This window comes from Archaeoglobus neptunius, from assembly GCF_016757965.1.
Classification (GTDB): Archaea; Halobacteriota; Archaeoglobi; order Archaeoglobales; family Archaeoglobaceae; genus Archaeoglobus; species Archaeoglobus neptunius.
The window spans coordinates 37,406-54,739 of the sequence record NZ_JAEKIW010000002.1; the positions used below are offsets into that span (position 1 = coordinate 37,406).

General features: G+C 37.6%; 27 protein-coding genes and 1 pseudogene. 1 reads left to right on the forward strand and 27 read right to left on the reverse strand.

Annotated elements, in window-relative coordinates; genetic code table 11:
* Window positions 1-35: 35 nt before the first annotated feature.
* The 24 genes and pseudogenes from JFQ59_RS01440 to JFQ59_RS01550 all read right to left on the reverse strand — a co-directional run bounded on the left by JFQ59_RS01440 (window position 36) and on the right by JFQ59_RS01550 (window position 14,771).
* A complete protein-coding gene (locus JFQ59_RS01440) occupies window positions 36-2,459 on the reverse strand; it encodes a carbohydrate binding domain-containing protein (protein ID WP_330999823.1) in 2,424 nt (807 codons plus the stop codon).
* Between the two features lie 625 nt (window positions 2,460-3,084).
* Window positions 3,085-4,509: an alkaline phosphatase family protein gene (locus JFQ59_RS01445; protein WP_202318618.1), complete on the reverse strand. Its 1,425-nt coding sequence runs from the start codon at window positions 4,507-4,509 to the stop codon at window positions 3,085-3,087.
* 4 nt (window positions 4,510-4,513) lie between these two features.
* Complete coding sequence (locus JFQ59_RS01450; RefSeq protein WP_202318619.1) at window positions 4,514-5,245, reverse strand: class I SAM-dependent methyltransferase; 732 nt, start codon at window positions 5,243-5,245, stop codon at window positions 4,514-4,516.
* Entirely contained in the window at window positions 5,235-6,515 is a 1,281-nt protein-coding gene (locus JFQ59_RS01455) for a glycosyltransferase family 4 protein (RefSeq protein ID WP_202318620.1), read from the reverse strand. The genes JFQ59_RS01450 and JFQ59_RS01455 overlap by 11 nt, the downstream gene beginning before the upstream one ends.
* Window positions 6,460-6,750 (reverse strand): glycosyltransferase family 2 protein, encoded by a 291-nt coding sequence (locus tag JFQ59_RS01460; RefSeq protein ID WP_202318621.1) that lies wholly within the window; start codon window positions 6,748-6,750, stop codon window positions 6,460-6,462. Before JFQ59_RS01460 ends, JFQ59_RS01455 begins: the two co-directional genes overlap by 56 nt.
* Window positions 6,747-7,124 carry a HEPN domain-containing protein gene (locus JFQ59_RS01465; RefSeq protein WP_202318622.1) on the reverse strand — a complete coding sequence of 126 codons (378 nt, stop codon included), beginning with the start codon at window positions 7,122-7,124 and terminating at the stop codon, window positions 6,747-6,749. The genes JFQ59_RS01460 and JFQ59_RS01465 overlap by 4 nt, the downstream gene beginning before the upstream one ends.
* A complete protein-coding gene (locus JFQ59_RS01470) occupies window positions 7,121-7,456 on the reverse strand; it encodes a nucleotidyltransferase domain-containing protein (RefSeq protein ID WP_230972215.1) in 336 nt (111 codons plus the stop codon). The genes JFQ59_RS01465 and JFQ59_RS01470 overlap by 4 nt, the downstream gene beginning before the upstream one ends.
* Window positions 7,457-7,500: 44 nt before the next feature.
* A complete protein-coding gene (locus JFQ59_RS01475) occupies window positions 7,501-7,722 on the reverse strand; it encodes a glycosyltransferase family 2 protein (RefSeq protein ID WP_202318624.1) in 222 nt (73 codons plus the stop codon).
* Between the two features lie 57 nt (window positions 7,723-7,779).
* Window positions 7,780-8,115, reverse strand: coding sequence for a HEPN domain-containing protein (locus JFQ59_RS01480; protein ID WP_202318625.1), 336 nt, complete (start codon window positions 8,113-8,115; stop codon window positions 7,780-7,782).
* Window positions 8,112-8,426, reverse strand: a complete 315-nt coding sequence (locus JFQ59_RS01485) for a nucleotidyltransferase domain-containing protein (protein WP_202318627.1) — start codon at window positions 8,424-8,426, stop codon at window positions 8,112-8,114. Before JFQ59_RS01485 ends, JFQ59_RS01480 begins: the two co-directional genes overlap by 4 nt.
* A gap of 118 nt (window positions 8,427-8,544) precedes the next feature.
* Window positions 8,545-8,673: a glycosyltransferase family 2 protein gene (locus tag JFQ59_RS01490; RefSeq protein ID WP_202318628.1), complete on the reverse strand. Its 129-nt coding sequence runs from the start codon at window positions 8,671-8,673 to the stop codon at window positions 8,545-8,547.
* 20 nt (window positions 8,674-8,693) lie between these two features.
* Window positions 8,694-8,915, reverse strand: a complete 222-nt coding sequence (locus JFQ59_RS01495; protein WP_202318634.1) for a type II toxin-antitoxin system HicA family toxin — start codon at window positions 8,913-8,915, stop codon at window positions 8,694-8,696.
* Window positions 8,916-8,929: 14 nt separating this feature from the next.
* On the reverse strand, window positions 8,930-9,169 hold the full coding sequence (locus JFQ59_RS01500; protein WP_202318635.1) for a type II toxin-antitoxin system HicB family antitoxin: 240 nt from the start codon (window positions 9,167-9,169) through the stop codon (window positions 8,930-8,932).
* 253 nt (window positions 9,170-9,422) lie between these two features.
* Window positions 9,423-9,926: a DUF3368 domain-containing protein gene (locus JFQ59_RS01505; protein ID WP_330999820.1), complete on the reverse strand. Its 504-nt coding sequence runs from the start codon at window positions 9,924-9,926 to the stop codon at window positions 9,423-9,425.
* Window positions 9,923-10,222, reverse strand: coding sequence for a UPF0175 family protein (locus JFQ59_RS01510; protein WP_202318636.1), 300 nt, complete (start codon window positions 10,220-10,222; stop codon window positions 9,923-9,925). The genes JFQ59_RS01505 and JFQ59_RS01510 overlap by 4 nt, the downstream gene beginning before the upstream one ends.
* A 224-nt stretch (window positions 10,223-10,446) precedes the next feature.
* On the reverse strand, window positions 10,447-10,605 hold the full coding sequence (locus JFQ59_RS01515; protein WP_230972195.1) for a PIN domain-containing protein: 159 nt from the start codon (window positions 10,603-10,605) through the stop codon (window positions 10,447-10,449).
* Window positions 10,602-10,790, reverse strand: a complete 189-nt coding sequence (locus JFQ59_RS01520) for an antitoxin family protein (protein WP_202318637.1) — start codon at window positions 10,788-10,790, stop codon at window positions 10,602-10,604. The genes JFQ59_RS01515 and JFQ59_RS01520 overlap by 4 nt, the downstream gene beginning before the upstream one ends.
* 21 nt (window positions 10,791-10,811) lie before the next feature.
* On the reverse strand, window positions 10,812-10,940 hold the full coding sequence (locus tag JFQ59_RS12525) for a hypothetical protein (protein WP_269140533.1): 129 nt from the start codon (window positions 10,938-10,940) through the stop codon (window positions 10,812-10,814).
* A gap of 28 nt (window positions 10,941-10,968) precedes the next feature.
* A pseudogene (locus JFQ59_RS12735) lies at window positions 10,969-11,148 on the reverse strand (glycosyltransferase family 2 protein); the annotation flags it as partial.
* 38 nt (window positions 11,149-11,186) lie between these two features.
* Window positions 11,187-11,579: a nucleotidyltransferase domain-containing protein gene (locus tag JFQ59_RS01530; RefSeq protein WP_202318640.1), complete on the reverse strand. Its 393-nt coding sequence runs from the start codon at window positions 11,577-11,579 to the stop codon at window positions 11,187-11,189.
* Window positions 11,542-11,991 carry a type VII toxin-antitoxin system HepT family RNase toxin gene (gene hepT / locus JFQ59_RS01535; protein WP_202318641.1) on the reverse strand — a complete coding sequence of 150 codons (450 nt, stop codon included), beginning with the start codon at window positions 11,989-11,991 and terminating at the stop codon, window positions 11,542-11,544. Before hepT ends, JFQ59_RS01530 begins: the two co-directional genes overlap by 38 nt.
* A 100-nt stretch (window positions 11,992-12,091) precedes the next feature.
* Window positions 12,092-13,174 (reverse strand): glycosyltransferase family 4 protein, encoded by a 1,083-nt coding sequence (locus JFQ59_RS01540; protein WP_202318642.1) that lies wholly within the window; start codon window positions 13,172-13,174, stop codon window positions 12,092-12,094.
* A gap of 23 nt (window positions 13,175-13,197) precedes the next feature.
* Complete coding sequence (locus JFQ59_RS01545; RefSeq protein WP_202318643.1) at window positions 13,198-14,061, reverse strand: hypothetical protein; 864 nt, start codon at window positions 14,059-14,061, stop codon at window positions 13,198-13,200.
* Window positions 14,058-14,771 carry a glycosyltransferase gene (locus tag JFQ59_RS01550; RefSeq protein WP_202318644.1) on the reverse strand — a complete coding sequence of 238 codons (714 nt, stop codon included), beginning with the start codon at window positions 14,769-14,771 and terminating at the stop codon, window positions 14,058-14,060. Before JFQ59_RS01550 ends, JFQ59_RS01545 begins: the two co-directional genes overlap by 4 nt.
* A gap of 66 nt (window positions 14,772-14,837) precedes the next feature.
* Here JFQ59_RS01550 and JFQ59_RS01555 point away from each other — a divergent pair, with 66 nt between their 5' ends.
* Window positions 14,838-16,133 carry an ArnT family glycosyltransferase gene (locus JFQ59_RS01555; RefSeq protein ID WP_269140539.1) on the forward strand — a complete coding sequence of 432 codons (1,296 nt, stop codon included), beginning with the start codon at window positions 14,838-14,840 and terminating at the stop codon, window positions 16,131-16,133.
* Between the two features lie 53 nt (window positions 16,134-16,186).
* On the opposite strand, the gene JFQ59_RS01560 is transcribed toward JFQ59_RS01555, so the two are convergent.
* The 3 genes from JFQ59_RS01560 to JFQ59_RS01570 all read right to left on the reverse strand — a co-directional run bounded on the left by JFQ59_RS01560 (window position 16,187) and on the right by JFQ59_RS01570 (window position 17,287).
* Window positions 16,187-16,408, reverse strand: coding sequence for a DUF2283 domain-containing protein (locus tag JFQ59_RS01560; RefSeq protein WP_202318647.1), 222 nt, complete (start codon window positions 16,406-16,408; stop codon window positions 16,187-16,189).
* The gene (locus tag JFQ59_RS01565; protein WP_202318648.1) at window positions 16,405-16,563 is read right to left on the reverse strand and encodes a hypothetical protein; all 159 of its coding nucleotides are present in this window, start codon (window positions 16,561-16,563) and stop codon (window positions 16,405-16,407) included. Before JFQ59_RS01565 ends, JFQ59_RS01560 begins: the two co-directional genes overlap by 4 nt.
* 379 nt (window positions 16,564-16,942) lie before the next feature.
* Window positions 16,943-17,287 (reverse strand): hypothetical protein, encoded by a 345-nt coding sequence (locus JFQ59_RS01570; protein WP_202318649.1) that lies wholly within the window; start codon window positions 17,285-17,287, stop codon window positions 16,943-16,945.
* Between the last annotated feature and the right edge of the window lie 47 nt (window positions 17,288-17,334).

Here is a 17,334-nt window from a genome sequence, read left to right on the forward strand (position 1 = left end):
ATTCTAAAATCAAAAACTCTGCCATGATTAACTCATCAACCCTTTTGCAAAATCTCTTTTACCTTATTTTCAATCCTCTTAACCCACCTGTCTTCTTTTTCCCTCCTCCAGTCGTAGAAGAGGTAGCCAACACACCCGGCGAAAGTTAATCCGGAAATCATCAAACCAATCTCAAACCAGTCCTGGGGTTTGTAGCGGATTACTATTTCAAGGTCGCCGGTTTCGTTGATCCAGAAGCCGTTTATGACCGAATACAATGGGATGGATTTAACAGTTTCAACCTTCCTGCCGTCTTTGTATATTCTCGCCTCCCACAATGGATCGTAGGCTTCTGCAAATGAGAGCATGAAGGGTTTTGTTGCGTTAACTTTGACCTTCCACAAAGTGGGGTTGACTTTTGTGTAGCTAATCACCTCAGCCGGTTTTTCTTTTACCTCGAATAGCTGGTTTATTGTCTGGTTTGTTTTGGTTGAGTATAGCCAGATTACATCGAGCTTTGGAGCCTCATAGAGGGGGATAACGCTTATGTCGTCGAACCAGGTTATCGCTTCTCCTTTATTTTCATCGAGAACCCAGCCGGCGTTCAATACAACCCTTATCTCTGTTGCATTTTCGGGGATCTTTATTATTGCCGAATACTCCTGCCAGCCAGAGGTTCCGGATTTTCCACCCGGTATGAACGGGGTTAGCTGTCTCCATCTGTTCTCTTCAGGATAGTACGCCTCAAGCCTCACATGTGATGCCTTGACATTCCGGTATTTCATGTGGGTTGTAATCAGATAATCTCTGCCCGGCTCAACATCCATAGGCTCGCTCCTTATCCAGCTCCATCTTTTCTCGGTTGTCGAGGTTGAAACCTTCAAGCTGTAGTTTCCGTCATAACCTCTGTCAAAGCTTATTTTGAAGTCTTTAGTGTTGCCGATATTCCAGCTCTCTGGCAGCCCGGCAAATATTTTTTCAAATGAAGGATTCTTAACAAGATTTTTGACGTTTAATGGAATTATCTCAAGCCTGTATTTACCTTCTGTTAAGTGGAAGAGAGGAGTGTATGTGAAGTTTAATGAGTTAGATTTAAGTATGAACGATTTATCTCCTATCTTTACTTTGAATTCTCCTATTTCTCTTAAAACAATCCTGTAAGTTCCGTTTTTGACGATTTCTACATCCTGCCAAGCTTTTCCCTTCTCAGCAAATGCAATAGCCTCCCCATTACTGAACTCAACATCATTTACAGTATAAGTACTATGCTTATATAGATCCCTTTCAGCCTCAACGAAGTGAATTAGAGTTGTGCCATGGAAAAAGTTTATTAGTAAAGACATTGGTTTTATTTCGCTATAGTTCACGACTTCTACAGGTTCGCTATAATTTTTATTTTCATATACGTATATAAAGTTTGAAAATGTTTTAACTAATTTCAAATTAGACCTATTTAATTTTTCCAGATCTTCCTTTGCTTGACGTTGAGCCCCAACAATATCATTATGATATATCAAATATCGTACATTAACTAGTTGTAGATATTTATCCACACGCGTTAATTTATCTGGATAGAACATTTTATAGAAAGTGGGCCAACGGCTCATATAATGATAGAATCCTATCGAGGGCTTGCTCGATGATCTGGGAAATACATTTCCAGCTAATCTTTCAGGATTCCAAGTAAAAGATGTTTCATATTTAAGTTTATTTTTATTCATCCCTGCAAAATAAGGTGCTAAGTATATCACTTTGAAGTCTCCTGATTGGTGCGATAACCAATCATTCAGATCATAATATTCAGAAGGTATTTTAACTGGGGCGTAGTAAAATCCAAAAAACTCCACTACCATGTTTCCAACAAGTAGAGAGAAGGATAGAACTATATATACTATTACAATGATAATATTCTTTTTATATTTATTTCTTATTTCCATAAGAAGTATTGAACATAAAGAAGCATATACTAACCATACTAGATAGCTTATTTTACTTGGAACTCTAAAAACCCACCCAAATTGGTATGATATTGGGGATTTTAGACTAAGCCAAACGTATGCAGGATTATTACCTCCCAATGCAAGGAATATCGTTATTATGTAAATAATGCCTAAAAAACATACATATTTATTTCTCTTAACTATTATTAAAGTAGATAAAAATAATATAGGCAAAAAGAGGCTATTCAATATCCATAATGAATTCTCAAAAAGGGGTGGATGATACCACAAAAGTGCTCTATCAAAGGTTCGTATTATGTTCAATATCGTACTATTTCTACTGAAAAAGTTGAGTACTTTTTGTGAGAACTCATAATTAACACCTACAAAGTTGGGTCCTAATGGCGTTGAGATTAAAAGAGATTGTAAATAAACATAAATCCAGTAAAAATTTAATAGTACAAAGATAAAACACAGCAAGCTAAACACTTTAAGGTGTTGTTTAATATTTTTTCTGTCCACTATAGATTCAAATATCACATATGCCAAAATTAAACCTCCGGTAAATACAATATATTGTGGAGCGGATACCAACGACCATAAGTATGCCGTCAAAAAAATATGTCTAATTTTTCTATATTTTATTGATTTTACGAGTGACCATAAAATTAATGGAGTCAAGCTATAAGCAACCCAATAAAAAAAAGCTTGGATCTCAAATAATACCCATGGAGTATACATATATATTAACGAAGATATTAGAGGTATATATTTAGGGATTTCATGCTCGGGGTAACTTTCTTTAAGTAGAAAATTAGAAAAAATATACATTGAAATACCAGAAAGAATTAAAGGTAGAAGCATTTGTAATTTTGAAAATGTCTCTATAGATATATTAAATAAAATACCTAAAATTAGTATTGGATACATGAAAAGAGCTTTACTAACATTCTCTAAGTTTGATACAGATCCATATGGATTCCATAATGGATAAAAGTGGGATATATATCTACTAAAAGCAAGGGGATATGCTTTATCACCATGCAATGGTAAACCGTCATTAATGATGATTTTTGAACATGTTATTATCGATATTAAAATTATTACGAAATATGGCAAATAATCTGTAATTAGCCTTCGACCAAATGGCTTGTGTTTGCTCATTCTACCACCGGATAAGGCTATCTTTTTCCATAAACTTCGGAATTGGTATGCCCATTAAATGTAATATTGTGGGAGCTATCGTTTTAATCTGGGCTGTACCATTTAATCTCAAGTTATATTCCTTATGATATATCGCAAAAAATGCATTTTGCATAGCTGCTACAGACACATGATCACCAGCTTTGCTTCCAACAAATCCCCTTCTTATAATTTTTCCAGAAATGGCGGAAGAAATAGTGTAACCTTCTTTTACTAGTAAAATAATATCCGGGGCATGGTTTAGGTAATTGCCGGTATATACTTCTTCTCTCTTAAAAGCTTCAACTATTTTATTCCTCATGTCGTCCTTTAAAGAATTGAACTCACTCACTATTTGATCTCTAATATGATTATACTCATCTCCATTAATTATTGGATTGATTTTTATATGATATGCTAAAGAAAATTTTGCTATCTCATGATTTCTAAAAACAAGATTCTCTGATAAATTGCGAGACGTTATTTTAAATAATCGCTCAAGTAAATATTTGGGGAATGTCCTAATAACACATTCAGGAAAATTTTCTAAGAGATAAAATTTAGTTCCATTAATAATTTTACTTAAGCTAGATGTTCTTATATATCCATTCCTAGCTAGAAGCTCATTTGGAAAAAGATACTTATCAATCCTTTCAAATCCATGATCAGATACCACTATCAGATGCGTATTTTTATCTAAGGCTTTTAGAATTTCACCTATAAAATTATCTACTTCTTTTAAAAATCTAACTACTATTTCCTCACAATCAATATAAATATGCAATAGTCGATCTGTAGTATCAAATAAATTAAACACAAAATCTGGTTTATAGGTGTTTATGATATATTCCATAAATCTTGCTCTCTTTTTAAAAATTCCAAGAAGATAATTTAGTGCTTTTTCTGGTTTACCTTTAAGTCGATATATTATTTGATCACTAAAATTACTTGCTAATGGATAATCTATTATTTTAAGTTTCTCAATAAGTTCTATAGGTCTAACGCATCTTTCATCAATATCTGGAGCTAAAAATCCACCAACATAAATACCATCTCTGGATGTAGGGAACCCAAGAGGGAATCGTATAATAGCTACTTTCTTTCCATAGTCACTTAAAATTCTCCAAACAGGGTCTACCTTCAAGTCTCGTAAAGTATTAATCTTTATACTTCCGGAAGGTAAAAGTTTAGTGAAATGGAAAATACCATGCTTTCCCGGATTTACACCAGTAAATGCATTTATCCAACTAGGAACAGTTAAAGGAGGAATTGAACTGATCATTCTACAACTAGCTCCATCTTCTAAAATTCTTTCAAGATTTGGAAGATCCCCTGTCTTTATAAATTTGTTTAACAGTCTCCAATCAACACCATCCAGTCCTATTACAATCATCTTAGGTTTGTCCATATTATTAATCCCCCGCTTCATCCTTTATGACAATTAGATAATGCATAGGTTTTAAGAAATATTTTAATCCTCTTTTTAGTGCTAATACTCTTGTTCTGATTCCTATGTCTATAAGATTCTCAATCCGCACATTATAACCTTTATCCATATATTCTCTAAGTATATTTCTCCACCACTCTTTTTTTGATATTCGCCTCTCACCTAAAACCCCTTCACTTGGATAATATTCTGATGGCACATTAATAATAACAACATGTGCAACGCTTAATTGTTCATTAATTAGCTTTTGAATCTCTTCATTTGAAAAATGCTCAAGTAGTCCTTGTGAAATTGCAATGTCAAACTCCTTTTCTTTGAAAATATCACTCAAATGAAATGCGTCACCAAAAATAAACTTTATATTCTTTCTTTTATATCTTTGGGAATTTTTTTTTGCTACATCAAGAACTTTTTCGTTGCTATCTAAACAATAAAATTCTGTTTTTCGTAAAAAGACGCTTAAAAATATCGAATGCGAAGCTGTACCACAGCCTACTTCAAGTACTTTTTTGGGTCTAAGTTTCATTACTTCTAATAAGTAATGCAAATGTAAAATATTATCTGCCAAGAAGTTGAAGGAGGAGGGGGGTTTAGAGTAAACATCCTCCCATCCATAAATTAGCTTACTGAGCTTTTTTTTCAGTGATTTTCTACAGGCATTTTCATCACTTTTTTCAAAATACTCACTACCGAACATTCTTAAGCACCTCAATAAATGCCTGCGTAGAATTCTCGATAGAATACTTAAGTTTGTGTTTATCTATAGCTATACATGGTGGCTTTATTTCACTTTCTAATAACTTTTCTAAGATTTCTAAGAAGTTACGACTATTATAAGCGACAAAACCAAATCGACTTTGTTTTACAATTTCAGCTGCCCCAACTACGTTGAAAACTAGAACAGGTGTTCCACATGCTATAGATTCGGCTATTACATATCCAAATTGTTCCCATTTTTGAGGACATATCGCCAATTTACATTCAGAATATATTTTAGCTAGCTCTTTATCAGAAACTCCAGAAATATGGTGTATTTCATATCTCTTCGAAAGTTTTTTTGCAAGCATTTTATTTCCTATTGCTAAAATTTTAAAATTCTTATCTTCCAAAACTTTACAAATTTCCTTTACAAAATTTTCATCAGTATCACCAGCGTGGGAGCCAAGATAAAGCAAAACTTGATCTTTTTTCTTTACATTCTGAGGTTTAAAAATTTCGGTATTCACAGGTGGATACACTATTCCATGTGGCTCAACTCCATAGAGTGTATGCAAAAGTGTTGCTGTTATTTGGCTATTAGCAATTAATATATCTTGCTTTTGAAGTAACTTTTTATAAGATGCTTTTAGCAAGTTAAACGGAACGACTCTTACAATCTTGAATAATATTCGTTCTTTTGTTGGCAGATACTTTAAGTCAAACACATCAACGATAGAGTGGACTCCAAATAGTATCTGAACATAAACTCCAGTCTTTATTTGAATTTTGCTTTTAATTTTTTTAAGAAGTCTTAACCTCCGGAAATTATCATCTGTTAAAATAATATTTGGTTTTACTATATTTATATAATCCACAATCTCTTTGAATTTCTTCGAGTTCTTGTATTTAATTCCATCTATACTTTCAATAAATTCTGTCAATTTTTTTTCACAATTTAGTAGAAGGAAATGCACTTCCCAGCCGTTTTTAGAAAATTCTTTAGCCCAATTAATAAATGGTCTTACAACTCCCTCATACGGATGTCTTTCTCGGTCCAAAAGGAGTGCAATCTTTGATGGTCTCCCTCTCGCAGACTCTACCTCAGTCCCTGCATAAAACCCCCTCTCAAAATCCCTAACCCTAACCCAGAACCCCTCACCAACCGATCTCTCCGGAATTACGACTCCTCCCACTTTCTCATCCTCCATAACCTCAACACACTCCCCCACCACATCTGGCATCAGCTCCATGTCCGAATCCACGAACATGACATACCTCCCCTCTCGCCCTTCTCAACCCGAAGTTCTTGGCTTTTGCTCTTTCGCAGTCCAGCTTATAAACCCTGGCTTTATATTCCTTTGCGATTTCAGCCGTTTTATCCTCGGAAAATCTGTCCACTACTATTATTTCAATATTTCTATAACTCTGATTTTCTATCGATTCCAGACAAATATCAACAGTATTTTCAGAGTTGTAGGTCGGAATGACAACTGAAACCTTCATAAACTGTCCAAGTAACTCTTTAACCTTTCAAAAAATTTGTGAGCATCTCTTAAGGTTCTCTCGGCTTCATCTCTCGTAATCTGAAATCCTACACCGTAATCACCGATTATCCTTTTATCGTGAGCTTCGCTAAGCATCTTACCGAATTCCCTCTCGATGATTCCGGTCTTTATAAAGTGTTCTCCGAACATGGCTATCACACCCTTGTGAGTTGAAGCTGTTAAACCTTTGGTGAGAAGAACAGCTTCAGCCATGAAAAACATTGCGTAATAACATCGGGACACGCACGAATCGCAGTCCCCTAATTCTAAGGCGTATTCAGCCGTATTAAGAAACTTCTCAGCCTTCTTTACGAGATCGTCAATTTCTCTCAAATCTTTATACCCTCCCTTTTAACGTTTATGATAAAAGGAGACTTATAATTTTCAAAGAAATCTTCTCCAACTACCACAACGGAAACGAGTTCACCATCGTTCAGCAGTATATCAAGTATCATCTCGCTTAGACTTTTCCTGACTTCCATGGGATCCATTGAATTATCAACAACTACAAGCACATCGATGTCCGAATCTTCTCGGGCTTCACCCCTCGCATGAGAACCGTAGAATATCACATCCTTTATACAACTCTCACCATATCTATTTATTAAATATTTTTTTATTTCATAAACAATATTCCTTATTTTTTTATTGGTGTTCATTCTCATAGCCTCCAACTCCTCTCCTTTAGCTTTCAGCGAACTCCTAATTTTTAAGCATTTTCACACTTTTGGTCTTTAGCCCTTTCGCAGTCCAGCTTATAAACCTTAGCTCCATATCTTTCTGCGATTTCAGCAGTCATATCGCTGGAAAATCTATCAACAACAATTACCTCAATTTCCTCATAGCTCTGCCTAACTACGGATTTCAAACACAGCTCAAGAGTTCTTCCGGAATTACAGGTAGGAATTACGACAGATACCAGCTGATTCATAATGACACCATCGGAGCTATCCTGTCTTCCTCAAAATGAACTCTCTAACCTTCTCTGCTATTCCATCGCTTCTTTCGCTTCATCTTCCGTTATTTCTCGACCTATAGGATATCTGATCGTAACACCGAGTGGAAATAAAATGGAAAAATCGAGCTTAAGCAGATCCTCGAATCTTTGATCGATCTCCGCGCATAAACTTAAGAGTAAAGGAATGTTATGAGTTTTTCCAAACGGTTTGTTGTGATAAGTCAGGAATGCTTTGAGGTATTTTTCAACCGCTTGTTGGGAGTGAAATAATGAGTAATCGTAGATTCCTTCTCTAATTAATATGCTTGCAACTTTTAGATCAGTCTCAGCCTTTTTCAACCACTCCCTTGCTTTTTCGACAATCATATAACCACACCCTCTGATGTTGCCACACCGCAGATGTCGCCGAAAACATCCTTATGTTTAATGTAGTAACTCTTACTGACCACGATTGGTTCCGCATCTATTTTAAAGTCCAGTAACTTCAAAACACATTCGTACAGGAACATCCTCTCAGTATTTCTATCAATCTCAGCCTCGGTGACAATCAAAATGTCCCAATCCGAATCCTCTCGGTAATCTCCTCTGGCTCTCGAACCGAACAGGATTATCCTGTCTACCTTTATTCCGAACTTTTCAGCCACTTCCAGAATTGTTTCTCTTATCTTCTCCTTCATCAAATTATAGTCCCCTCAAAACGTATTTACCTTTTCGCCCTTCTCAAGCCCATTCTTGGCTCTCTCACAATCGGAGCTGACATGCCTTGGCTCCAAAACCCTCAGCGATTTCAACAGTTCAATCTTCAGAAAACCTGTCAACGATTATAACCTCGATGTCATCGTAGCTCTGATTTGCTATCGACTTCAGACAGATATTAATCATCCCTTCGGAATTGTAAGTTGGAATGACAACTGAAACCACCATAATCAAATTTCAGTAACGACCTACATTTTATGCTTCTTTTTAAACTCATTGTATCTTCTTACAAACTCCTCCAAACTCATCTGAAGATCCTCTTTGATGATCTTTCTAAGGAGACCTCTTGGAATTTCTCTGTTTCCGTGTACCGGAACAGTAGTAACCCTCCCATCCTCCGACTTTAGCCCTACATGAGAACCTTTCATCCTTACGGGTTTAAATCCAAGTTCTTCAAGAAATTTAAGCAAATCTCTCGCCTTTATTAGTGGTAGTTTTCATATTCTACCTCGACCTCTCTGTAACCCACGAACTTCTGGCTATCATCTATATCCTCTTCCTCCAAACACAGCTCTACTACTTCTTTTATATTCTCCAAAGCCTCTTCTATCGTTTTTCCATAAGTGTGGCAACCTCTTAGGAGGGGACAGCTGACTATATAGTATCCGTCCTCATCAATTTCAACAATCACAGGGAATCTGAGCTTTCTAACCGTTACATTCATGTATTTCACTTACAATTTTCCGTTTAAATGTCTCTACAATCGATGGCTGAATCTCCACCAGAATATTCTAAAAATTCGTAAAAACTTTAAAGTTCTCCATAACCACTCGCGATCAATTCGACGCACTTCCCTGCAATTTTTCGAAAATGTATCCAAATTGGCCTTTGCCCTCTCACATTCCGCTGATAAACCTTGGCTTTGTACTCTTCTGCAAGTTTTACAGTTCCATCTTCAGAAAACCTGAAATGCATCTTCAATCCTCATATCCCAGAAGTCTTAGGAATTCCGAGTAAACTTCAACGCTAAGCCTGAATCCATTTCTGATCATCATGTCAACCTTGTCTATTGCATTTCTCCTGTCGAGTTTACCTTTTTTCATCATCAGAAATATCAGATAGAGGGTTCCGTGAACATTTACATCTAAGATTTCACCGATCTCCCTTGCTATACTGTCATCAATTACCGCAATTCCACCCTTTTTCCTTGCCAGAGACAGAGCTTCGATCTCACCCGTATGTATCTCTTTAACTCCCTTCAGCCAGTCGATGGGTTCAGCTTCGATTATCCTGAAAGCCCCCTTTTTCACGAGCTTTTCAACTATAAACGCATCGACCTCTCCCCTCTCTTTCCCTTTAACAACGACTTCAGAATACACTGTCTTCGGAATAACTTTTTCTCCTTCGAGTTCCTCAAAAATCCAGCTCAAACTTACCTTACTGAGATAGATAAGCGGTGTGGAGTTGAAAACCCATATCACTTCATTGCCTCCTCAAAATCCCTCCTCAAATCATTGATGGTTATGTTGAGCGATAATCCCCTCTCCCTAATCAGCTCAAGCATATCCCTTATGGATATTTCCGCAATTTCAGCAGCCTTTGCAAGCGAAACCTTCCTTTCTGAGTAAAGGTTCACCGCAATCTTTTTGAGTTCTTCATCGACCCCTCTCTCCAAAGCCCTCCTGACTACGGACGATTTGTCAGCTTTTTCAAACTCCATGAGCTTCCTGATCTTTTTTTCCAGATCCGGTTTTGGTCTAACTGAAATTACACCCATGTTTACAAATTCAATTCTTGTTTACTTAAGATTTTCTACTACCATTCTTCTGCTTTCGTCGTCATTATCAGTTGGTTCAAACGCACCCCTTATTTACCCCACACCAAATCCACAAACAGAATATTTAGCATACCTTTCAGCAACATCAATATTATTTTTCGAGAATCTTTCACCATCTATACCATATTATTATTTTAATAAAAATAAAATAGTAAAGTGGCAATTCATTCAGATTCTATAACTTCCAAGAAGTCAACCCTCTTGAAATCCTCATCAAAAGTGGCTATCTTCTTTATTCCGTAATGCTTGCAGGTTGCAGCAATTAAAGCATCGTTCGGCAGAAGCTTGTATTTTTCTATTATGTAAGAACGCGTTAGAATCAAAGAATACCTCCACTCTCTATCTCCTCCAATATCGAGTCTATATCACAGCCTTTTATCACACCTCTAGTCTTTTCGCTGACTTTTTCCCTTATCTCTATTCTTAACTTCTCCCCTTCATTTAAATCAACCTTTTCAAGTGGCTTGAATACTCCGTTTTCGTAAATAACCTCTATAACCTTTGGCATATTTTATGATTAATTTGAAATTTAAAATAGTTTCCGCCTGAACTTCTTAATTCTGTTTTGAACCTTTAAAGCCCATCCATCCCCTTTTTCCCTCCTCCAGTCGTAGAATAGGTAGGTAATGCAGCCGATGAAGGTTGTTGCAGAAATCATCAAACCACTCGAACCAGTCCTGTGGTGTATATCTGATTACGATTTCAACCGTATTATCTTTTGAGAAGCTGTCCACTACCATTATTTCAATATTTCTATAACTTTGATTTTTTATCGATTTTGGGCATAGATCGATAGTTTTTTCTGAATTGTAGGTTGGAATGATAACAGAAACCAAAGAATCTCCAGAATTCTTGCCCAATGACAATTTTTATCACCTTCTAGCCATTGGTATAACTGCCGGTGTCATGTCGTTAAAATTTCCGCTATTATTTTCTCTTCTATAGGTTTGAAGTCAAGGTATTCCATTAAAGTCTTCTCTATAAATCTTAACCTGACTTCTTCGTTCTTACTGATCAGAAGTTCGCCCTTAACAGCCCTGTACTTAAAGCTCAGCGGTGCAGAATTCAAAACTTTAACATCAACCGGCAATCTTACGGTTTTCTCAATCTCCGCAGAGAGCTTTAACTCATAATCCAAAAAATCCTCTACCTTACTCTCGTCAACGTAAACTGCAATATCAACATCCCTGATGTAAATCTCGTTAAAGCTGCCGTGAAGGTATGCAAAGATAACCTCATCCCCTTCAGCCAGAATCTCCTTAATCTTTTTCTTTGTCTCCTCTTTGTTTACCGGCATAATCCATTACCTCCTTAATAAACTCCTCCAGATCTGAAACGTCTTTTTTCATTATTTCGTAAATTTTTTCGTCGTCTATTTTCCAGTAGATACGTACGAGCATGTTCCTGAATTTTGCCATAGCAGCAAGTTTTTCAGCCAAGTCTTGTGAAATTATTCCGTGTTTGCCGAGAATTATGAAACAATCTGAGTAGCTACTCGGAATTTCCTTAACAATCCTCACAACGATGTGGTTGCAGACTGAAATAGCCGCTTCAATCGCTACAATCAACTTATACTTTGCCGCATCCCTGACGTATGGGTCAGATAAAAACTTTCCCAGGCCCAATTCGACGATATCTCCGAGTTCGCCAAGAAGCTGTTTAATCTCAGCGAGTCTTCTGTTTACAAGATCAACATCAATTCCGGGCATGCTATCATTTCCTTATAACTTCACATTATTAAAATATTCCATCAATGGACTGATGAGCAACTCAGTATAACCATATTCAAATTTCAGCCAAACATGGTTTTCAGCTCTGCTGGACAACTTCCTCGATAACCCTCTCAAACTCCTCTGCACTTCTATCCCAGCTGAACTGCTTAGCCCATTCAATGGCATTTCTGCTCAGTTTTTCTCTCAGCTTGTTGTCAGTCAGGATTCTTATTATTGCATCTGCCAATGCTTCTGGATGAGTATCCACTAACAGTCCGTTGTAACCATCTCTTATCGAGTCCCTCAAACCGGGAACGTTGTAACCTACTGCGGGCGTTCCCAGAGCATTTGCATCCGTAACTACCTGTCCCCAACCTTCCCTTACTCCGGGAACCGCGATAACCCACGCTTTTTTTACCAGCTCGTCTTTTATCTTCCAGTCAACATAACCAAAGAATCTTACACCTTTTTCAGCTTTTGATTTCAATTTCTTTCTGAGGTAACCATCCCCAACCATCCATAGCTCCGCATCTTTTATCTCTCTCTTAACAATTTCAAAGGCTTTGATTGCATCCTGTGGTTTTTTCGCCTTTTTCATTCTTCCAACGAATATGACGACTGGTTTATCAGCTTTTTCTGAGTCCTTATTTACCAAGTTAACATTAAGTCCATTGTGGACGATGTAAGTTTTCCTGAATCCTAAACTCTCCAAATCTTCTTTAGTAGAATTTGAAACGGTGATCGTTGGTAAGTCTACGTAGTTTTTCAACCATCTTTTCTCCAAGAGATAATAGCCAATTAAATCTAGCGGAAAAGGTGTTTCATAAAACCAGAACTCTCTTGCAAGCTGATGTATTAAAGCTACGATCTTACCCTTATCGACGAATTTAGGAGTGTGAAATGGTTTAGTATTGATCTCATCGATTACCACATCAAATTTACTACAATTTCTTTTGTAAAATCTCTTTGCCTTTTGATATACTGTATACTTTCCACCCTCTCTAACAACTCTGATCCCATCTATAACTTCTTCTTTCTCACAATTTCTAAACTTGGATGTAAACAGAGTGATCGAATGCCCTTTTTTAGCCAATCTTTTAGCAATTTCATGTGTGTAGACCTCAGCCCCTCCAGCCTCGGGATTTCTTATATCTCTCCAGTTGAACCATAGAATGTCCATAAATAACACCATCAAGAAATACGCTAAAATTCCTTTATTTTGGCAAATAGGCCTTTCTTATCATTTGAATACGCAAATATGAAGACTCTTTTAGCTTTTTTAACCATTTCAAGTCTCCGTAATATGTTGTCCGATATCATTATTATCGGCTCAATTTTCGCTTTAGATTTTAAAGCCTTTTTAAATTCGGTTCCGATCACTTCGTCACCACTCGACCCAAGATTCTCCAAAACTACATGTTTAAGTGTTCCCGTCATATATGCGAGTTCATATCCTATGCATGCTGGCCCTACGGTCTCTGGATATAACATTGGACAAATGCACTTCATGTTGAAATCATATCTCTGACCGACCAAGAAGCTAAGTGACGGTGTGAAGAAGAACGCCTTCCTGAGTTCGGACCAATCTATATACTCATTGATTACATTCTGCCTGAAGTGAAACCAATCTTCCAACAAGACCAAATCATCTGTTTTCAGATAGTCTTTTACATTTTCCCTAATCACTCTCAGGTTGTAGCCAAAGTCCCTAGCCTTTTTGTGGCATTTTTCACAAAAGCAAGAGTAAAAGAAATTGCCGTTAGCTGGGGATGGAAACCTGACAAAGTCGAGTATTATCTCATATTCCACATCCTCAAGTTTGGAGAAATTTCTTTTCCACAACCCCTCGTCTGATGCACAGCCTAATGACCTAATTCTCGTCTTCCTACCGAAAACGTTCTCAATCACCCCACCATCAAAGGGCCTAAACTCCAAAAATATCTCAAAGTCTTTTTCCGCTTCTTTTAGTATGTGTTCATGCGTCTCGAAAGGTAAAATTAAGCCCTCAATTCCCAACTCAAGTAAAAATTCTACGTCAAAATCTACGACAAAAACTCCGAGTTTCAATCATAGTACCCCCTTAGATACATTCTGTAAGCAACTGCCAGAGTATCAACAAACATTCTCCAGATTTCCGCCCAGTTTATGTTGCTGCTGGACCTATAATCCAACTCAATAGGGGCCTCCACAATCTTGTATCCTCTTCTTACGGCATTGGCAAGCAGTTCTACATCAAACGCATATCTTTTTACCAGCAGTCTCGGCATTATATCTCGCAGCACTTCCCTTCTAAACAGTTTAAGTCCAACCTGTGTATCTCTGACGTTCAGGTTGAACAATATTTTAACTATAAGATAATATACATCACTCATGAGTCTCCTTTTTAGAGGATAATTTATCTTCGATCTTGGGTGCCTCTTGGATCCGACGACGACATCAGCTTTTTCTTTTTCCATGACCTCGAGAAGCGTTGCCAAGTTTTTCGGGTGCAAATCTAGGTCCGCATCCATGAATGCCACAAGATCTCCGCTTGAACGTTCGAAACTATATTTTAGGGCAAAGCCTTTACCCCTATTCCTACCATAGGATAAAACCTTTATTCTGCCGTCAAGTGCTGCAAATTCCTTCGCTATAGCAAGTGTCAAATCCTTGCTGCCATCATCCACCAAAACAATCTCCCACTCGCCGACAATACCATCTAATGTTTTCGCAGTTACATTCAAAACATCTCTTATATTCTTTTCCTCGTTATATGCCGGAATTATGACGGAGATCATATCTCTAAACTAAGTTTTTTTAATCCTCTTTAAAAAAATTGTTTGATGACTTCAAAAGTTGAAAAAATGCTCACTGTGTGTTGGTTTATATCAGTACTTGTACCAGCCTTCCTTCTTCGTTTTTACCAAGACGAGGGTCTTTACCTGCACGTGGCAACAAGGTTTTTCGACATACTCCCCCCCCGTCCACCTCTTGCCTTTTTGATGGTTCATATTATTTCTCGCATGAATTCGTTTTTATTACTTGTATGGTTATCAAGGATTACTACGGCAGTATTTACTCTCTTTAATATCCTACTTCTCTATCGCCTGGTTAGGAATAAATACAACGAGAAAGTTGGTTTAATATCTTCCATCATCTTTACGATGTCCTTTATAATTTTGCGTTATGGGAGCAGATACAATCTGGAACCGTATGCTCTCTTCTTTATCCTCCTTTCAATATACGCTTTTGAAAAGCAAGCTTTTCTCTCAGCAATCTCTGCTGGGCTATCTTTTGCTGCGAGGAGTACGGCGTTGGTATACGTCCCGTTTTACATAGTATATTCCTCTAGGAAGAGGAAAAACTTAGCTTTTATTGCTTTAATACCTGTAATTGCCACATTTGGTTGGATAGCTTATGCAAAAATGTCATTCTCAGGACGAACACCAATAGAGTATAACTTCGATTTCACAAAATTGGGCATCTCCTGGATCCTCACAAGCCTTTCAAGAGGATGGCTCGAATTCGCAATCGCCTACCCACTTGCATTTTTCGGATTCCTGTACTCTCTGAAATCTGAGAAAAATAAAGACATCTTCATTCTCACCATGCCCATGATTCTCGCCCTAAGCGGAGTCTACGGCTTCCTCCTCAACGGAGCCTTCGAACGCTACACCATGATCCCCCTCGCATTAATGTGCATAACTGCAGGCAAACCCATCGCTGATTTCATGGAGAAGCATGGTTTGAAAATGAGGCATCTTATTGCCTTCCTACTTGTCCACCTCCTCATTTTGAATGCGGGCGTCGTTGCCTTAAGCGAAATCGGAGCAAACAGCATCTACGACTTTGGATTCTGGTATGATGTCGAGGTTGTGAACATTCTGAACGAGAAGGCTCAGGGAGAGTTCGTCGTCGGCACACCCCACGGCGCATTCGTCAACTGCACGTGGAAGTATGCCGAGCGAAAAATCGCTCAGGCAATCGCCCTGAACCCCGACTGGCTTGTTACTTTCAAAGCATGGGTTAAAGTCAAGCCCAACAACAAACTCGAAGTTTATGAAGTCGGCCCTTACATACTTATCCATTCCCATCCACGGGGATTCATCAGGGAATATGTTGAGACAACGAATTTCGGGTTTAACAGATTGAGGAAATAAGAACTTGAACAACCTTGGTCACAGGGTTGGGTGAATTTTAAAGTATTGCTGAATTATATTAACACTGCCTCATCCAGTTCTGACACTTTTTTAATCTCCTTTAACGCCTTCATTATCACTTTTTCGCCAGCATTCCATATTTCAATGCCTGCTGTTTTACCATCTTTGTCATACTCTATCCAGACACCTTCATCGATTTCATCACTATCTGAGATCTCACCTTCCCTGATGAGAATGTAGAGGATATCAGCCTTAGGGTCGTATCTAACTTTCATAATTTCACCCACCTTTTACTCTCCACCTTGTTTTTAATAATCTTTCCCAGCCTTTTACTTGTATCGATCACAGTTATAACCTCAACAAACTCTTGAGAAAGACCATAAACAACTATCAGATAATGTCCTTCTTTCTTCCGCTTACCTATTGCCACATTGTACCTGTTTTTTAAATCATAGAATTTCCACTCAGGTTTCAGGATAACTCTCTCTACCTCTTGGATGTCAATCTTCTTTCGATGAGTCTTAATCTTGCATGTTCAGTAAACACCAATTTCATTTCTCCCCTGAATCTATGAAGTCTTTACAACTCCTTAAATTTATTTGGATTGCAACTTTTCTGTGGATTTAACTTGAATTTAACAGATAAAGTTTCATTGATTGAATATCATATTTTCGCATCCTTATTCCATTCCCGTGGAATACGCTTTTTAAGACTCCATGCAATCGAATCCATTTTATCTGCAATGGACAGATGATAGCACTAGCTGCCCGGATCCGGCCTCCCATCACGGATCAGTTCGACCGGATCCGTTAGAGATATGAGAGTATCCTTTCCCTTGAAACCTTTATATACTTCCTGACGATTTCCACAAAAATTTCCTTCTGTCTGGAGTAACTGTAAGCGTAAACATCATCCAGGAATTCCAGCTCCTTCACTATCAGTCTGATCTGTGCTCTGGATATTTTATAACCTTTTTGCTCAAGGTCTCTGCGTAAGCTTGAAAGAACGCCCGTAAAGAATCCCAACCTTTTCCCCCTGTCTGAAGAAACGTTTTTGAGTGTTCCGCATTTTGAACAGTAGGGGTGGGGAGCAATTAGCCTGTTCTCGGCGGGGTACCAGACCCTATCTCTGGCGCTCTTATGCTCACACACCATCTCGAATGTTGATAGCCGAACTCAGTATAAATACATTGTTGGAAACA

Bases quoted from the DNA above. Each gene is read 5' to 3' on its own strand.
- JFQ59_RS12525 (WP_269140533.1), bottom strand. From the start codon at position 10,940: ATGATTTCTGCAACAACCTTCATCGGCTGCATTACCTACCTATTCTAC.
- JFQ59_RS01530 (WP_202318640.1), bottom strand. From the start codon at position 11,579: ATGCCGGTAAACAAAGAGGAGACAAAGAAAAAGATTAAGGAGATTCTG.
- JFQ59_RS01455 (WP_202318620.1), bottom strand. From the start codon at position 6,515: ATGTTCGTGGATTCGGACATGGAGCTGATGCCAGATGTGGTGGGGGAG.
- JFQ59_RS01560 (WP_202318647.1), bottom strand. From the start codon at position 16,408: ATGAAAGTTAGATACGACCCTAAGGCTGATATCCTCTACATTCTCATC.
- JFQ59_RS01485 (WP_202318627.1), bottom strand. From the start codon at position 8,426: ATGAAGGAGAAGATAAGAGAAACAATTCTGGAAGTGGCTGAAAAGTTC.
- JFQ59_RS01550 (WP_202318644.1), bottom strand. From the start codon at position 14,771: ATGATCTCCGTCATAATTCCGGCATATAACGAGGAAAAGAATATAAGA.
- JFQ59_RS01570 (WP_202318649.1), bottom strand. From the start codon at position 17,287: ATGGTGTGTGAGCATAAGAGCGCCAGAGATAGGGTCTGGTACCCCGCC.
- JFQ59_RS01500 (WP_202318635.1), bottom strand. From the start codon at position 9,169: ATGAATGTAACGGTTAGAAAGCTCAGATTCCCTGTGATTGTTGAAATT.
- JFQ59_RS01460 (WP_202318621.1), bottom strand. From the start codon at position 6,750: ATGAAGGTTTCAGTTGTCATTCCGACCTACAACTCTGAAAATACTGTT.
- JFQ59_RS01480 (WP_202318625.1), bottom strand. From the start codon at position 8,115: ATGATTGTCGAAAAAGCAAGGGAGTGGTTGAAAAAGGCTGAGACTGAT.
- JFQ59_RS01475 (WP_202318624.1), bottom strand. From the start codon at position 7,722: ATGAATCAGCTGGTATCTGTCGTAATTCCTACCTGTAATTCCGGAAGA.
- JFQ59_RS01540 (WP_202318642.1), bottom strand. From the start codon at position 13,174: ATGGACATTCTATGGTTCAACTGGAGAGATATAAGAAATCCCGAGGCT.
- JFQ59_RS01490 (WP_202318628.1), bottom strand. From the start codon at position 8,673: ATGGTGGTTTCAGTTGTCATTCCAACTTACAATTCCGAAGGGATGATT.
- JFQ59_RS01445 (WP_202318618.1), bottom strand. From the start codon at position 4,509: ATGGACAAACCTAAGATGATTGTAATAGGACTGGATGGTGTTGATTGG.
- JFQ59_RS01555 (WP_269140539.1), top strand. From the start codon at position 14,838: ATGCTCACTGTGTGTTGGTTTATATCAGTACTTGTACCAGCCTTCCTT.
- JFQ59_RS01520 (WP_202318637.1), bottom strand. From the start codon at position 10,790: ATGCCAAAGGTTATAGAGGTTATTTACGAAAACGGAGTATTCAAGCCA.
- JFQ59_RS01450 (WP_202318619.1), bottom strand. From the start codon at position 5,245: ATGTTCGGTAGTGAGTATTTTGAAAAAAGTGATGAAAATGCCTGTAGA.
- JFQ59_RS01470 (WP_230972215.1), bottom strand. From the start codon at position 7,456: ATGAGAATGAACACCAATAAAAAAATAAGGAATATTGTTTATGAAATA.
- JFQ59_RS01510 (WP_202318636.1), bottom strand. From the start codon at position 10,222: ATGGGTGTAATTTCAGTTAGACCAAAACCGGATCTGGAAAAAAAGATC.
- hepT (WP_202318641.1), bottom strand. From the start codon at position 11,991: ATGCCCGGAATTGATGTTGATCTTGTAAACAGAAGACTCGCTGAGATT.